The following is a 14958-nucleotide window of genomic DNA, read 5'->3' on the forward strand; positions in this document are numbered from 1 at the left end:
TCGAAGCCGTTGCACCGCACGCCCCGGGACACGGGACGGGGGAGCCGCGGGAGCCGCAGGCCCCCGTTGCGCTGCTCAGCCTGCCATCCTGTGGAGCTGGCTGAGAAGGCGGTAGCCGCCATAGAGATTGCGTACATCCTGGAAGCCGTGGTGTCGCAGAAGCTGTTGCGCCAGGTGGCTGCGCTGACCGCTGGCGCAGACGACCACCAGGGGCCGTCCCTTCGGCACTTCATCCAGGCGCTGCCGCAGTTCATCGACGGGTATGTTCTTCGCGCCTTCCAGGGGGTCCTCGTCGAACTCCCGGGCGCTGCGCACATCGAGCACCACCGTGGCGTCGTCGAGGCCCCGGCCTTCGAGATAATCCATCGGAGCGAGCCCCGGGGCGATGCCCCGGCGGGCGTTGGCGCCCGCGAAGCCGGCGAGTACCGCCGCGTCCTTGGCGTTGCCGAAGGGCGGCGCATAGGTGAGGTCGAGCTCCTCCAGGTCCTCTACCGTGAGCCCGCCGCGGATGGCCACGCTGAAGACGTCCAGCCGCTTGTCGATACCCTCGCCATAGGCCTGGGCGCCCAGAACGAGCCCATCGGCGGGATCATAGATGAGTTTGATCATCATCGGCTTCGCGCCGGGATAGTAGCTGGCATGATGCGGGCCACCGAGATAGACCACTGCTACCGTGCGTCCAAGCTGCGTTGCCTGCTTTTCGGTCAGGCCGGTGCCGCCGGCGTTCATGCCGCAGACGCGCACGATGCTGGTACCGTTGATCGCTGTGCTCCTCAGACGTAACGGATCGTCGGCTGGTGCCCCGGCGAGGTCCAGCGCCGCGTTACAGCCGGCGACGCGGCCCTGCTTGTTGGCCGGCCAGGCGAGGGGGATGTTGACCGGCGTACCGGTGGGCAGGAAGACGGCTTCGGCGTTGTCGCCGGCGGCGTAGATGGCGGGGTCCGAGGTGCGTTGCTGCGAATCCACCCGGAGTGCGCCGGTGGTCCCCAGCTCCAGCCCCGCGGCTCTGGCCAGGGCCACGTTGGGGCGAACCCCCGTGCCGAGCACGGCGAAGGCGAAAGGCAGCTTCCGGCCGCTGCCGAGGATGGCAACGCTGCGGCCGTCGCTGTGCTCGATTGCCTGCACAGCGTCGCCGGTGATCACCGTGCCGCCGGCAGCCGTTAATGCCTCTTCCAGGGGCCAGGCCATTTCTGGATCGAGGGGGCCCATCACCTGCGGCGCCAGCTCGACGAGGGTCACCCGGCAGCCGCGGCCGATGAGTTGTTCGGCGCATTCAAGGCCGATGAAGCCGCCGCCGATGATGAGGATCTCCGGGCGGTCGGCACCGCCCTCGGTGACGCTGGTCAGCCGAGCGCTGATGGCGTCGACATCGGGTACGGTACGGCAGGTAAAAATAGTGTCGCCATCGATGCCCGGTACCGGCGGAACCAGCGGCTCCGTGCCCGTTGCCAGCACCAGGCGGTCGTAACCCAGGGTGCCCGGCACGCCCTCGGCATCGGTGAAGGTGACCTGGCTGTTGGCGCGGTCGATGCCGGTCACACGAGTATTGAGGCGCAGGTCTACCGCCAGCCGGTTGCCGAAAAGCGCCGGGTCGACTACGAAGAGCTGCTCCCGCTCGGTGATTTCGCCGCCCACATAGTAGGGCAGGCCGCAGTTTGCGAAGCTGGGGTAGGGGCCGGCCTCGAAGATGACGATCTCAAGGGCCTCGTTCATGCGGCGCGCTTTGGCAGCTGCAGACGCGCCGGCGGCGACGCCGCCGACAATGATCAGGCGTTCAGACATGGCGTGCTCCTGCCCGGGGGTTGAACGTGCAGCTGACGAGAGCGTCCAGCTGGACCCCTGAGGGTAACCTGGCACCTCGGGCGCCCGCGTCAACACCCCGGGCCCAGAGCGGCCCCCGGGTCGGCCGCTCAGTCTCCGGGAAGCCGCTCGGGCGGGATGCTGGTTGTCACCCGCCTGCCCGTGGCCGGGTTGCTGAAAGCGCGGATGACCTGTTTGTCGATGTAGTAGTCCACCTGGGCCGCGTGCAACGTCATGTTGCCCTGGCGGATCCGGGCCGCGTTGCGCAGCCGCACCAGGGCCCTGGGCTGGAAGTACTCCACAACGCGAGCTCTGGCCTGCACGGGCTCTCCCTCGGCAGTGAACTGCTGGGTGAGATAGGCGGGGGCACCGCGAGCCTCGATGTTAAGGACACCGGTCCCGGCGAGGGGGTCACGTGATCCAGGGCGTGCCGCAGTCCGTGCGCGCTCGACGAGAGTGACCTCGTCCGCGCGGATCAGCAGGCTGCCCTGGCGGAATTCGACGTCCCCGCGGTAGAGGGTCTTTCCCCGGGTCTCGTCGCGGATGGCCTCGTCGGTGCGGATTGTGATGGGCTGTTCACTGTCCCCGGGGAGCGCGCCGGCGTTGCCGGCAAGGGCCGTGAGAAGCGCAAGATACAGGGCAGGGCGGTACTGGCTCACAACTTGTGTGCCTTGGGCCAGCGCCGTTTGAGGCAGATCCACTGTCCGGGCGTTTCGCCAATCCAGGCCTCAAACTGCGCATTCATCTGGCGTGACAGGTCCAGGGCGCGGGTGTCGAGGTCCGCGTCCGGTTCGGTCGGCTGAAGCGGGTCCAGGACTTCAACGCGGTAGCGGGCGCCGCCGAGGCGCTCGCAGCGGATCGGTATGAGCGCGGCGCCCGTGCGCAGGGCGAGGCGCGCGGCGGTGGTGTTGGTCAGCGCCTCGCGGCCAAAAAACGGCAGCAGCTCGCCGCTGGCGAGCCGCGTGTCGGTAGCGAGGCCGACACCGTGGCCCGCTTTGAGTTCGCCCAGGAGCGGACGGACCCCCGCGTCCGTAGGCACCAGGCGCACACCGAAGGCCTGGCGCAGGTTCTGGACCAGCGCGTGCACGGCCGGGTTTGACTCCGGTGCGTAGACGGTGCTGATCCGCAGGTCGCGCTCCTGGGCAATGAGGTTGGTGAGCTGCCAGGCGCCCACATGGGCGCAGACGAAGACTGCCGGTTTGCCGGGTCCGGTGGCGGCGAGGGCGGCGTCGGACCAGGCGAAAGCGATGCGCCGGTCCCGCTCCTGCCACAGCTGCTCGAGTTTCAACAGTTCGGCCGCGGCAACGCCAAGGGAGTGGAAGACCTCCCTGACGGTGCTTTTGCGCCAGGCGGCGCTCCGCTCCGGGAAGGCGGTGGCCAGGTTGCCATCGGCCTTGCGGGCTTTCTGCGTCCAGGGGCCGACGGCAGCGAAAAGAGCACCGGCGACGCGGGCCGCGCGCTCGGGCTCAAGGCGCTGTACACACCAGAACAGGCTCTTAAGGAGAGCCGCCTCGAGCCTCTGGGCGGTGCGCCCGAGCGCCGGGAAGCGTTCGGCCAGGGGCTTGGGGACCAGATAATACTGTGCCACGGCGCGCCTCAGCGGCCGGCGCGGGGGGGCTCCGCCGGCCGGGTACCGAAAACGATGTCCCACAAAGGACTGCTGACGCCGTAGCGACCGCCCTGGCCGGAAAAATGATGCTTCAGGTGGTAGTGCTTGAGGTGTTTCGCCACCGGATTGCGCATGGGGAAGTGGTGCGTGGCGTAATGAATGTAGTCATAGACCAGGTAGCCGACAATGAAAAAAGCGGTGAACACCGCCAGCCAGGGCGCCGGCAGCACAGCGCGGAACAGCAGGTAGAGCACGGCCATGATGGGGATCGCGCCTGCGGGCGGCATGACCAGGCGGGTCTTATCCTTCGGATCATCGTGATGGTTGCCGTGAAACAGAAAGACCAGCCATTTGCCGAAGCGGCTCTTCGCCGGGAAGTGGAACAGGTAGCGATGCAGAAGATACTCGGTGAGAGACCAGGTTGCGATGCCCGCCAGCGCCAGCATGGCAACGACGCCCGGGGACAGGGCGTCGCTGTGCAGACCGCTCCACAGCAGCCAGGTGGCAATGGGGCCCCAGAACACCAGCGGAGTCAGCGGGTGCACATGGGAAAGCCGCTCGAGCAGGTCGTTCTCGAACAGGCGGATGGATTCGTGCCGGGTGTTCGCCATTGCGCCCTCGCGGCGTGTAAGTAATTGACCAGTCCAGTATTTTACCCCTAGTTGGCCGCCGAAACGACCGCCGGGGCCCGGTGCCTTCGGCAATTTTGCACGAAGCAGGTTGTTCAGCGGTCCTCCGCGGCGTGTGGCACCGTGCCCCGGGGCCAGAGGCGTTTGCTGCACAGCCAGTCCGAGGGCTCTTCGCGGATCCATTCGGTGAAGCGGTTGTGCAACTGCTGCATCATGTCCAGAGCCTGCTCACGCTCACTGGCAGTCGGGTTCTGCGGGGTGATGGGGGCGTGGAAGCTGACCTGGTAGCGGGCATCGCGCAGGCGCCGCACCTGCGCGGGCACAAGGGCGCAACCCTGCTTGAGGGCGAGCTTGGCCGGCATCATGGAAGTCGCCTTCGGCTGTCCGAAGAAGGTCACGTCCTCGCCGTCGTCGACCCGGCGGTCGACCACTACCCCGACACTGCGCCCGCCGCGTAGTGCACGGACCAGGGCCCGCGCGCTGTTGTCCCGGGGTACCAGTTCGCAGTTGAGTACGGCGCGGGAGCTCAGCAGCATGCGGTTCAGGTAGGGATTGCTGGGCGGCGAATAGAGGGTTGCGTTGGGGATCCCCAGCCGCGTAAGGGCACTGCCGACCACTTCCCAACTGGACAGGTGGGCGCAGGCAATGACGCAGGGTTGCAGCTCAACGGGGTTGACGCCTGCGGTGTCGATGCTGAGACGCTCCGCCTCCCGGGCGAAGCGGTCCAGGTGCGGATACTCGGCGAGGATGCGCCCGCCCTGGCGCCAGCAGTCGCGGGCCAGGTGCTCGAGGGCGCCGGTGCTGAGTGCCGGGAAGGCAATGGCGAAATTGTTGCGCACCAGCCGGTGCTTGCTCTTCAGCCGCGGTCCGATCCAGCCGCCAAGCCGCGCCCCGAGGCGGGAAGCGAGGTCCACAGGCAGCAGCCGAAAGGCCCGGAGGAGGAGCCAGACAAAAACGAAATCGATGCGCCAGAGCAGCCGCCGCAGCCAGGGGTAGCGCTGCGCGGGGCCTTTCAGGGGCGCGCCGATGATGAACTCCGCCATCAGCCGATCCCCGGCAGCGTCGCTAGTCCGGCGCTGAGGCCGATCGTGGGCTGCCAGCCTGTGGCGGCTTTGATCGCCGCGTTGTCCGCGACCCAGTCCGGGTGGCGCAGCTCCCGCAGCTTCGAGGGGGTAAGCATCGGCGCGCTGCCCAGGAGGCGGGCGCTGAGCAGGTTGGCGCCGGCGACCAGGTTCAGCAGCGGCCGCGGCAGAGACAGCAGCCGAACCCGGCGCGCCCTGAGTCCCCCTACGGTTTCGGCGATGTCGCGCCAGCTGTAGCCACCCTCGCGGCCGTCGTCGAGGGGGAAGGTCCCGCCGAGGGCGCCGTCCGCGCCAAGGCAGGCAAGGGTGGCGCTCACGGCGTCATCGACATGCAGCAGTGAAACCCGGGACGACGCTGCGCCGGGCAGCGGCGCAACACCGCGGGCCATGGTGCGCAGCAGGGGGAGGAGCTCCCGGTCGCCGGGGCCGTAGACCGCCGGCGGCCGCAGGATCGTCCACGGGAGCGTGGCCACCGCTGTTTCCCGCAGCGCATCCTCGGCTGCTTTCTTGGAGCGGCCGTACCAGGACAGCCGCGGTTCCCGGGCGGCAAGAGAGGAGTAGAACAGCAGCCGCGGCGGCGCGGGCTGGCCGGCAAGCACAAGAAAGAGGTTGCGGCTGCCCTCGACGTTCACACGGTGAAACGCGCGGTAGCTCGCGCCGCGCACAGCACCGGCGAGGTGAACCACGTAGTCGCAGTCGCGAACAAGGTCCTGCAGGGCATCGCGGTCGTTCAGGTCGCCGCGAAGGAGCTCGCAGCCGGCGGCGGCGAGCTCGCCGGCGCTGCCGGGTCGGCGAGCCAGCGCACGCACCGGGTGGCCGCGGTGGCGCAGGGTCAAAGCAAGATTGCGGCCGATGAAACCGGTGGCCCCGGTAAGGGCAATGCGGGCCCCCGGCCGGGGCCCTGGCAGGGTGTTCAGGCCGTGGCGACCCGAACGCGCAGTTCCTCGGCGACCGCGTTCAGGCGCTCCTCGTCATGGGCGGCGATGAAGTCGAGCCGCGCCTTGGCGCGGGACAGCTTGCCGGAGGAGGTGCGGGGCAGCGAATGCGGGGGCACCAGCTCGACGTAACAATCAAGGCCGAGCTCCGTGCGCACAATGGCCGTCAACCGGCGGACCAGGCTGTGGCGCCTGTTCGGGTCGCGCTCGCGGCACTGGACGACCAGCACGCACATCTCCTCGCCTTCGTGATCCGGCGCGGAGAATGCGAGGGCATCGCCGACGCGGACTTCCGGCTGGGTCTCGGCGAGGTGCTCGAGATCCTGAGGCCAGATGTTGCGGCCGTGGATGATGATGAGATCCTTCTTGCGGCCGGTGATCGTGAGCATGCCGTCGGCGAGGTAGCCGATATCACCGGTGTTCAGCCAGCCGCCGCCGCAGAGCGCATCAGACGTTTCCTCCGGCAGATTGAAGTAGCCGGACATGACGCTCGGGCCGCGCAGATGGATGACGCCGCTCTGCCAGTCGGCCAGGGCGTTGCCGTCGTCGTCGCGCACCTCAACCTCGAAACTCGGCAGGGGCACGCCGCAGTTGACGAAGTGGCGTCCCCGGCCCTCGGTCTCGCCCGTGTCCATGAGCACGGCCTCGTGCTGGTCGGACAGGTGATCGCTGTCAATGTAGTGGGTGCTGAAGCCCTGCCAGAGCGGCGAGAAGCTCACGCCGAGAGTGCATTCGGCCATGCCGTAGCAGGCGACGAAGGCGCGACGGTCGAAACCTGCGGGCTCGAGTATGTCGGCGAAGTGCTGGAGAGTCTGCGGGCGGATCATCTCGGCACCGATGCCGGCCACGCGCCAGTGGCTGAGGTCGTACTCGGCGATGTCGCCGGGGCGCACGCGACGGGCGCAGAGGTCGTAGCCGAAGCTGGGTGCGAAGGCGATGGTGGCCTTCGATTGGGTCATCATCTTCAGCCATTGCCGCGGCCGCATGGCAAACTCGCGTGTGTCGAGATAATCGACGGAAATCTGTGCCGCGACCGGCGTCAGCACAAAGCCTACCAGACCCATGTCATGGTAGAAGGGCAGCCAGGACATAAGACGGTCCTTGCCGGTGATGTGCAAACCGTGAGCGACAATGCCGTGCAGGTTCGCCATGGCGGTCTGGTGGCGGATGATCACGCCCCGGGGGAAGCGCGTGCTGCCGGAGGTGTACTGCAGATAGGCGATATCGCCGGCCTCGATGGTCGGGAGTTCCAGGGCCGGCTCCTCCAGCGCATAGAAGGCCTCCGGCGTGGCGACCATGCGCACGGACAGGCCTTCACCGGCTTCCTTGAGGAAGCCGAGGTAGCCCTCGGACGCCACGGCGACGTTGGCGTCGCTGGCCTCGAGGAGGCGGTGCAGCTGGGCCACGTAGGCCTCGTGGGCGCCGATTTTCACGGAGGCGGGGAGTGCGACCGGGATGAGACCGGCATACTGGCAGGCGTAGAAAAAGCGGACAAAGTGAGGATCGGTCTCGGCGACGAGGGCGACGCGGTCACCGCGGGCGAGCCCCAGCCCCAGCAGCTGCCGGGCGAGCGCACGCGCCTGCTCGCGCAGCTTGCGATAGCTCAGGCGATCATAGATGCGCCCGCGACCATTGAAGAAATTGCAGCCCGTCTCCCCCTGCGCGGCGTAATCCAGAGCCTCGGTCAGGGTGGCGAAGTCTGCCGGCCGGAAGGGCAGCGACTGTTCCGTGGGTGTGGCTGAAATGTGCAACGATCCGTCTCCCTTCGGTCTTGACTTCGTCTCGCGACGCCATGATGCGCGCGCCGGCGGGACGTGCTGCTGCAATATCCCTCTGCCGCTGCGATCCCGCGGGAACGCAACGTCATAACACTTCGTCTCGGGCCGCCATACTAGCATTCCGCCAAGCTGCGGAAACAGGAAATAATACCAAGCCAGTCAATAACCTATCTCGATCCAGGGAAGCTCTACATGAACTTCTCCGGCAGCCTGGCTGCCCCCTCTGGCGTTGCCGGCGGGGGAGGGTGGCAACGCACTAGGGGGATGTGACAGCACGGCTGCCGGGAAAGTTCCGGGGGCGGCGGCAATTCCCTACGCTGGCGGGTATACTCGGCGCCTCGACGACGCGGGAGACGGGTGTGAGCGCGCAGACACAGGCAGGTAACCGGTCCCTGACCGTGGTGCCCCTGGCGGGTCGCCGCGACCTCGATCGCTTCATTGACCTGCCGCGGCAGCTCTACGCCGACGATCCCTGTTTTATTGCGCCGCTCGCCGTCGAACAGCGCCAGCGCTTTGCGCCCGACAGTGCCTACGCTGCCCATGCGCGCTGGCAGGGCTGGCTGGCGCTGGCGGGCGAGCGTCCTGTGGGCCGCATCACTGCCCAGGTTGACAGCCTCGAGCGCGACCCCGCGCTCGGCTATTTCGGCATGCTCGAGGCCGACCGTCCCGATGCGGTCGCCCCGCTGGTGGCGGCCGCCGCAGCCTGGCTGCGTGCCGAGGGCAAGACGCGGGTCCGCGGGCCCCTCAATCTGCACATCAACGAGGAGGTGGGGCTCCTGGTAGAGGGCTTCGACACGCCTCCGGTGGTCCTCATGGGCCACGGCAGGCCCTGGTACGACGGGGCGCTGCGCGAGGCCGGCTTCGAGGGCGTCAAAGACCTCCTCGCCTACCGCACGCGGCCCGATTTTGCGGCGCCGAAGATAATGAGCCGGCTGGCCGAGCGCGCCTCGCGCCGGGTCAGCATCCGCAGCCTCCGTCGCGGCGCACTGGACGCCGAAACGGAGACCATGCGCTGGATCTTCGACGACGCCTGGGTAAACAACTGGGGTTTCGCGCCGCTGGACCCTGCGGGCTGGGCGGATACGGTAAAGACCCTGGCGAAGCTGTTGCCGGCGGACTACATCCAGTTTGCCGAGGTCGACGGCGAGCCCATCGCCTTCATCGTTGCGCTGCCCAACCTCAACGAGGCGGCGCGGGATCTCGACGGCCGGCTGCTGCCTTTCGGCTGGCTCCGATTCCTCTGGCGCCTCAAGGTCAGCGGCGTGAAGAGCGCCCGGGTACCTCTCATGGGTGTGACCCGGGCCTACCAGCATTCACGCCTCGGCCCCACCGTCGCCTTCATGATTATCGACGCTGTGCGCAAGGCGCTGCATCGCCGCGGCGTGACAGCGGTGGAGATGGGCTGGATCCTCGAGGACAATGCCGGTATGCGCAATATCATCGAAACCATTGGCGGCGAAGCGTACAAGCGCTATCGCGTCTATGAAAAGGATCTGTGAGCCCCATGCCCTTCGACCCAGGCCAAGACCCCATGACCGCCGTCGTCCTTGCCGGCGACCGAAGCAAGAGCGATGCGCTGGTAGAGCGCTCCGGTGCCGGTGCCAAGGCGCTGCTTGACCTTGGTGGCGAACCGATGGTCCTGCGTGTACTGCGCGCCCTCGGCGAGGCCCGGGGAGTCCGCCGGGTGGTGCTCGCCGGGCCGGAACGCGAGGCGGTGGACCGTGCACCGGCGCTTGTCGAGTACCTCGAGGGGGCCGCGGTAGAGTGGCAGCCGCCGCAGCTCTCTCCGAGCACCAGCGCCTTCGAGGTCATGCAGCAGCTTCCCGCAGAGGAGCCGGTTCTCCTCACCACTGCTGATCATCCCTTACTTACTGCCGAGATCGTCGATGCCTTTGCCCGGCAGAGCCTTGCCGCTGACGTTGATGTGACCGTGGGCCTGGCGCCCCACGCGCTGGTCCTCGAGGCCTACCCGGGCATCCGCAAAACCGTGCTGCGCTTCAGCGACGGCGAGTTCTGTGGTTGCAACCTCTTTGCCTTTCTCACGCCGGAGGGGCGCAGCGTGGCCAACTTCTGGCGCCGTATCGAGCAGCAGCGCAAGAAACCGCTCAGGGTCATCAGTATGCTGGGCTGGTGGGCCGTGATCCGCTACCGCCTGGGCCTGCTGCCGCTGGAAGAGGCTCTTGCCAAACTCGGCAAGCGTCTCGGCCTGCGCATCCGTGCAGTGGTGCTGCCCTACGCCAACGCCGCCATCGACGTTGATTCCATCGCCGATCTCGACCTGGTCAAGACCACCATCGACGACCCGCGCTGAGGCGTCGGGGCCTCCCCCCGGAGTAGTAGTGTCTCTCGCCCCGGCCTTGCGCTAGGCTTGGCTTATCAGCCGAAACCTCCGCGGGAGGGCCGCCCATGACCTCGGTACCGAACACCCGCCCGGCCCTGACCCGGGCGGATCTCGAAGCGCATTGGATGCCCTACACGGGCAACCGCCAATTCAAGAACGATCCGCGCATGATCGTCGGTGCCGAGGGCATCCATTACATCGACGACAGGGGCAGGCGCATTCTCGACGGTCTCTCCGGGCTCTGGACCTGTGGTCTGGGCCACAACCGGCCGGAGATCGCCGAGGCGGTCTACCGGCAGCTCAAGACTCTCGATTACTCGCCGGGGTTCCAGTTCGGCCAGCCCCTGTCCTTCCAGCTCGCCAACGTGCTCAAGGGGCTCACGCCCGCCGGGCTGGACTACGTCTTCTTCACCAACTCCGGCTCCGAGTCCGCCGATACCTCCCTGAAGATGGCCCGGGCCTACTGGCGGGCGAAGGGGCGGCCCGAGAAGACCCGGCTCATCGGCCGCATCAAGGGCTATCACGGCGTGAACTTCGGCGGTATTTCCGTCGGCGGCATCGGCGCCAACCGCAAGATGTTCGGCCAGGCTGTGGAGGCAGACCACCTGCGGCATACGCTGCTGCCGGAGAACACCTTTTCCCGCGGCATGCCCGCTCACGGCGCGCACCTTGCCGACGAACTGGCGGATCTCATCGCGCTGCACGACGCCAGCAACATCGCCGCGGTGATCGTCGAGCCCATGGCCGGCTCTGCCGGCGTGCTTCCGCCTCCGGTGGGTTATCTCGAGCGGCTGCGGGCGCTGTGCACGGCACATGACATCCTGCTGATCTTCGACGAGGTGATCACCGGGTTCGGTCGCTGCGGCGCCATGACCGGCGCGGAGGCCTACGGCGTGGTGCCGGACATCATGAACGTCGCCAAGCAGATGACCAACGGTGCCGTGCCCATGGGGGCGGTGATTGCCAGCAAGGAAATTTACGACACCTTCATGGGTCAGGACCTGCCCGACCACGCCCTGGAGTTCGCCCACGGCTACACCTACTCCGGGCACCCGGTAGCGTGTGCGGCGGGTCTTGCCGCGCTCGACCTGCTGGTGAAGGAGAAACTGCCGGAGCGGGTGGCCACGCTGGCGCCAGTGCTCGAGGACGCGATCCACGGCCTCAAGGGCAGGCCCGCCGTGCTGGACATCCGCAACTATGGCTTCGCCGCGGCGCTTACCCTGGCACCGAAGAACGGCGACCCCACCCGCCGCCCCTTCGAGATCGCCATGCGCCTCTGGGAGAAGGGCTATTACGTTCGCTATAGCGGCGACTGCATCGCCCTCGGCCTGCCTTTTGTGATCGAGCCGGACGAGATCGAGCAGCTGGTCGGGGCCCTGGGGGAGGCGCTCAGCGAGAACGGCTGAGCGTCCGGCTCTCTTCGGCCAGCGTAGCCACGGTCTCCGCGCCGGCGGCAAAGCCGCGGGTAGTGATCGCCAGTTCCCAGCCAGCCTTTCCCCGGGTCACCGCAAAGCGGTGATAGGTCGCTGCCGGCTTGTCGCCGCGGCCCGCGGCAGAGGCCGACGGCGCCGCCATGACCGGGGCTACGCCGTCGATGGTTTCCAGCTCGTGCCGCTGATCCCGGTGGCCGTGGCCGTGCAGGATAAGTTCCGCACCGCCTGCGGCGAGGGTCCCGGCGACCGCCGCATGATTCACCAGATGCTTGCGCCGGGAGTCTACCCCCGCGAGGGGACAGTGGTGCAGGTACACCACCCGGAACAGTCCGCGCTCCCGGCAAGCGGCGAGCAGCGCCGGCAGCCGGGCGAGCTGGGCCCCGTCGACGCGGCCGGTGGCCAGCGCCGGCGCCGTGGCCACAGCGCTGTTGAGACCGATGAAGGCGAGGGTGCCACGTACCCGCAGCGTGGGGTACCCGGGGCCGTCGTCCCCCGCGAGGTAAGCCCCCCAGTAGCGCGCCTGGTAGTCCAGGCTTGCGGGCACGGTGGCGTCATGGTTGCCCGGCACCAGCGCGACCCGCGATGGTGGCGCCAGGGCCGCCAGCCACTCGGCGGCAGCCTGGAACTCACGCTCCAGGCCGATGTGGGTGAGATCTCCGGTGATCACAAGCTCCGGTTCACCGTCACCGGCGAAGTCGGCAACCAGCGCATCGAGGCGCTCCCGCCGGTGCTCGAGGCGCCGGCGGCGGCGCCAGGAGAGATAGCCGAGAAAACGCTTTGAAAACAGCTCCCGTGCCTGCACCCCGGCGAGGGAGGTCAGGTGCAGGTCGGAGAGATGGATGAAGTTCTGGGCCACAGCCGCGGCTTGCCGGTCAATGGATTCGGCGGATCATGCCGCCGAGGGATGCGAGCTTGTCGTCGATGCCGGCGTAGCCGCGGTCCAGGTGGTAGACCCGGTCGATGGTGGTCTCGCCGTCGGCAGCCAGCGCCGCGATGACCAGGCCGGCGGAGGCGCGGAGGTCCGTGGCCATCACCGGGGCGCCCTGGAGCCCTTCTCGGCCCTGGACGATGGCGGTGTTGCCCTGCAGGTCGATGGCGGCGCCCATGCGCTTCAGCTCCGCCACGTGCATGAAGCGGTTCTCGAAGATGTTCTCCACCACCGTGGCGTTGCCCTCGGCCAGGGCATTTACCGCCATGAACTGCGCCTGCAGGTCCGTGGGAAAGCCCGGGTAGGGCGCGGTGGAGATGTGCATCGCCCGACAGCGGCGGCCGCCGCTATCGAGGGTGATCCAGTCTTCGCCCCAGCTGAGTTCGAGGCCGCTGGCCTGCAGCTTGGCCAGCACGTGCTGCAGGAAGGAGGGGTCGGTATTGCGCAGCGTAACGCTGCCTCGTGTAGCGGCGGCTGCGGCGAGGAAGGTGCCGGTCTCGATGCGATCCGGCGGCACCCGATGCCTGGCGCCGGTGAGGGACGGCCGCCCTTCGATGCGCACAACGCTGGAGCCGGCGCCCTGTATGCGCGCGCCCATGGCCGTGAGCAGGCGTGCGAGGTCGCCGATCTCCGGCTCCATGGCGGCATTCTCGAGCACCGTTTCGCCGTCGGCGAGGGCCGCGGCCATCATCAGGTTTTCCGTACCGGTGACCGAGGGCACGTCAAACGCATAGTGGCAGCCGCGTAGCCGGCTGGCCTTGGCCTTGATATAGCCGCTGTCGATACGGAGTTCCGCGCCCATGGCGCGCAGCCCCTCGATATGCTCGTTCACCGGCCGCGAGCCTATGGCGCAGCCGCCGGGGAGGGAGACATCGGCGCTGCCGAAGCGGGCGAGCAGCGGGCCAAGAAAGAGAATGGCCCCGCGCATGGTTTTCACCAACTCATAGGGAGCGCGCACGCTGTGCACGCTGCCCGCGTCGATCTGCACCGTGCTGCCATCCCGGTCGATGCGGCAGCCGAGCAGTTCCAACAGCCGCAGGGCTGTGTCGATATCCCGGACGGCGGGCACGTTGCTTACCGTGAGCGGCGTGCTGCCGAGGAGCGCAGCGGCGAGAACGGGCAAGGCGGCGTTCTTGGCGCCGGCAATGGCCACCTCGCCGGCGAGGGGGCCGTTGCCGGTAACGAGGAGTCGGTCCATCAGGCGGCGCTGGGGGTCACGAGGCCCGCGTCGATGAGGTCGCGGTAGGCGCCGATGATCCGGTCCACCTGTTCCGCGGTGTGTGCCGCGCTCATGCTGTTGCGCAGCAGGTAGTTTGTGCTCGGCGAGGCCGGCGGCACGACCAGGTTGACGTATACGCCGTTGTCGAAGAGCTGCTGCCAGGCCGCCATGGCTGCCTCCCGGTCCTCGAACTCGACGGCCACGACCGGGCTCGGCGCCGGGCCGACGGCGAGGCCGAGGGCCTTGAGCCCGTCGTAGAGGCGCCGGGCATTGTCCCAGAGCTGCTCCCGCAGTTCCGGTTCGTCGCGCAGGATCTGCAGAGCGCGACGCGTCGAGGCCACCACCGAAGGCGTTGGCGAGGCGGTAAAGATGTAGGCGCGGATACAGTAGCGTACGTCCTCGAGCTCCGCGTGCTGGCTGACGCAGTAGCCTCCGATGCCACCGAGGCTCTTGGAGAAGGTGCCGACGATGAAGTCCACCGCGTCCTCAACGCCAGCCGCCTCCGCGGCGCCGCGGCCGCGCTCGCCGAGCACGCCCAAGGAGTGGGCCTCGTCAACCAGCAGCATGGCGCCGTACTGCCGTTTGAGGTCGGCGATCTCCTGAAGCGGTGCGATGTCGCCGAGCATGCTGTAGATGCCCTCGGCGACGATGAGCGTGTTTGCGGCACGGTCGCCGAGACGGCGCAGGCGTTTGGCGAGGTCGGCGGGGTCGCTGTGCCGGTAGCGGATGACCTCCGCGCCCGAGAGTTTCACCCCGGAGTAGATACTCGAGTGGCTGTCGGCGTCGAGGAGGATGACATCGCCGGGGCCCGCGAGAGTGGCGCAGGTGCCCATGGTCGCCGCGTAGCCGGTGGAGAAGGTGATGGCGTGCCCGACGCCGAAAAAAGCCGCCAGTTCGGCTTCGAGAGCCTGGTGTTCGCTGAAGCTGCCGTTGGCAAGGCGTGAACCGGTGGTCCCGGTTCCCCAGCGGCTGGTCGCCTCGCGGGCGGCCTCGATGCAGCGCGGGTCCGCAGACAGACCGAGATAGTTGTTGGTGCCCGCGAGGATGACCCGGCGGCCCTCAACGACGCCCTCGGTGGCGGAAAGAAGCTCTTCGGTGACGGCGCCGAAGGCCTTCAGCTTGCGGTCACGGAGCTCCGCCTGGAACGCCGCCATTTCCTTGAATTTGTCCAGAAGCATGGTGTTGCCCTCGCCCGGGTGCTGAG

Annotated in this window: 13 protein-coding genes; 3 read left to right on the forward strand and 10 right to left on the reverse strand. The window is 68.1% G+C overall.

What is annotated here, in order from left to right; translation table 11 throughout:
* Positions 1-75: 75 nt before the first annotated feature.
* The 7 genes from HRUBRA_RS04430 to HRUBRA_RS04460 form a co-directional block, all read right to left on the reverse strand.
* The gene (locus HRUBRA_RS04430) at positions 76-1782 is read right to left on the reverse strand and encodes an FAD-dependent oxidoreductase (RefSeq protein ID WP_035514876.1); all 1707 of its coding nucleotides are present in this window, start codon (positions 1780-1782) and stop codon (positions 76-78) included.
* A 128-nt stretch (positions 1783-1910) separates the two neighbouring features.
* Positions 1911-2459 (reverse strand): lipopolysaccharide transport periplasmic protein LptA, encoded by a 549-nt coding sequence (gene lptA, locus HRUBRA_RS04435; protein ID WP_052094377.1) that lies wholly within the window; start codon positions 2457-2459, stop codon positions 1911-1913.
* The gene (locus tag HRUBRA_RS04440; RefSeq protein WP_035514878.1) at positions 2456-3388 is read right to left on the reverse strand and encodes a lysophospholipid acyltransferase family protein; all 933 of its coding nucleotides are present in this window, start codon (positions 3386-3388) and stop codon (positions 2456-2458) included. The genes lptA and HRUBRA_RS04440 overlap by 4 nt, the downstream gene beginning before the upstream one ends.
* A gap of 8 nt (positions 3389-3396) precedes the next feature.
* Positions 3397-4020 (reverse strand): sterol desaturase family protein, encoded by a 624-nt coding sequence (locus HRUBRA_RS04445; protein ID WP_035514879.1) that lies wholly within the window; start codon positions 4018-4020, stop codon positions 3397-3399.
* 113 nt (positions 4021-4133) lie between these two features.
* Positions 4134-5081, reverse strand: coding sequence for a lysophospholipid acyltransferase family protein (locus HRUBRA_RS04450; protein ID WP_052094378.1), 948 nt, complete (start codon positions 5079-5081; stop codon positions 4134-4136).
* Positions 5081-6037 (reverse strand): NAD-dependent epimerase/dehydratase family protein, encoded by a 957-nt coding sequence (locus HRUBRA_RS04455; RefSeq protein WP_201771534.1) that lies wholly within the window; start codon positions 6035-6037, stop codon positions 5081-5083. Before HRUBRA_RS04455 ends, HRUBRA_RS04450 begins: the two co-directional genes overlap by 1 nt.
* Positions 6034-7806: a fatty acyl-AMP ligase gene (locus HRUBRA_RS04460; protein WP_201771531.1), complete on the reverse strand. Its 1773-nt coding sequence runs from the start codon at positions 7804-7806 to the stop codon at positions 6034-6036. Before HRUBRA_RS04460 ends, HRUBRA_RS04455 begins: the two co-directional genes overlap by 4 nt.
* A 386-nt stretch (positions 7807-8192) precedes the next feature.
* Between HRUBRA_RS04460 and HRUBRA_RS04465 the strand changes: the two genes are divergently transcribed.
* The 3 genes from HRUBRA_RS04465 (at position 8193) to HRUBRA_RS04475 (ending at position 11580) form a co-directional block, all read left to right on the forward strand.
* Positions 8193-9332, forward strand: coding sequence for a hypothetical protein (locus HRUBRA_RS04465; protein WP_201771532.1), 1140 nt, complete (start codon positions 8193-8195; stop codon positions 9330-9332).
* A 32-nt stretch (positions 9333-9364) separates the two neighbouring features.
* Positions 9365-10144: a nucleotidyltransferase family protein gene (locus tag HRUBRA_RS04470; RefSeq protein WP_035514944.1), complete on the forward strand. Its 780-nt coding sequence runs from the start codon at positions 9365-9367 to the stop codon at positions 10142-10144.
* 95 nt (positions 10145-10239) lie between these two features.
* Positions 10240-11580 carry an omega-aminotransferase AptA gene (locus tag HRUBRA_RS04475; protein ID WP_035514883.1) on the forward strand — a complete coding sequence of 447 codons (1341 nt, stop codon included), beginning with the start codon at positions 10240-10242 and terminating at the stop codon, positions 11578-11580.
* On the opposite strand, the gene HRUBRA_RS04480 is transcribed toward HRUBRA_RS04475, so the two are convergent.
* Genes HRUBRA_RS04480 through spt form a run of 3 tightly spaced genes read right to left on the reverse strand, consistent with a single transcriptional unit; the run spans position 11564 to position 14932 of the window.
* Positions 11564-12463 (reverse strand): metallophosphoesterase family protein, encoded by a 900-nt coding sequence (locus HRUBRA_RS04480; protein WP_035514885.1) that lies wholly within the window; start codon positions 12461-12463, stop codon positions 11564-11566. The genes HRUBRA_RS04475 and HRUBRA_RS04480 overlap by 17 nt on opposite strands.
* A gap of 16 nt (positions 12464-12479) precedes the next feature.
* A complete protein-coding gene (gene murA, locus HRUBRA_RS04485) occupies positions 12480-13733 on the reverse strand; it encodes a UDP-N-acetylglucosamine 1-carboxyvinyltransferase (RefSeq protein WP_035514887.1) in 1254 nt (417 codons plus the stop codon).
* Positions 13733-14932 carry a serine palmitoyltransferase gene (spt, locus tag HRUBRA_RS04490; protein ID WP_201771533.1) on the reverse strand — a complete coding sequence of 400 codons (1200 nt, stop codon included), beginning with the start codon at positions 14930-14932 and terminating at the stop codon, positions 13733-13735. Before spt ends, murA begins: the two co-directional genes overlap by 1 nt.
* Positions 14933-14958 lie beyond the last annotated feature (26 nt).

The sequence above is a fragment of the Pseudohaliea rubra DSM 19751 genome (assembly GCF_000764025.1).
Taxonomy (GTDB): Bacteria; Pseudomonadota; Gammaproteobacteria; order Pseudomonadales; family Halieaceae; genus Pseudohaliea; species Pseudohaliea rubra.

Coding starts and splice junctions, on each gene's coding strand:
- spt (WP_201771533.1), bottom strand. CDS start 14,932: ATGCTTCTGGACAAATTCAAGGAAATGGCGGCGTTCCAGGCGGAGCTC.
- HRUBRA_RS04475 (WP_035514883.1), top strand. CDS start 10,240: ATGACCTCGGTACCGAACACCCGCCCGGCCCTGACCCGGGCGGATCTC.
- murA (WP_035514887.1), bottom strand. CDS start 13,733: ATGGACCGACTCCTCGTTACCGGCAACGGCCCCCTCGCCGGCGAGGTG.
- HRUBRA_RS04430 (WP_035514876.1), bottom strand. CDS start 1,782: ATGTCTGAACGCCTGATCATTGTCGGCGGCGTCGCCGCCGGCGCGTCT.
- HRUBRA_RS04470 (WP_035514944.1), top strand. CDS start 9,365: ATGACCGCCGTCGTCCTTGCCGGCGACCGAAGCAAGAGCGATGCGCTG.
- HRUBRA_RS04445 (WP_035514879.1), bottom strand. CDS start 4,020: ATGGCGAACACCCGGCACGAATCCATCCGCCTGTTCGAGAACGACCTG.
- HRUBRA_RS04450 (WP_052094378.1), bottom strand. CDS start 5,081: ATGGCGGAGTTCATCATCGGCGCGCCCCTGAAAGGCCCCGCGCAGCGC.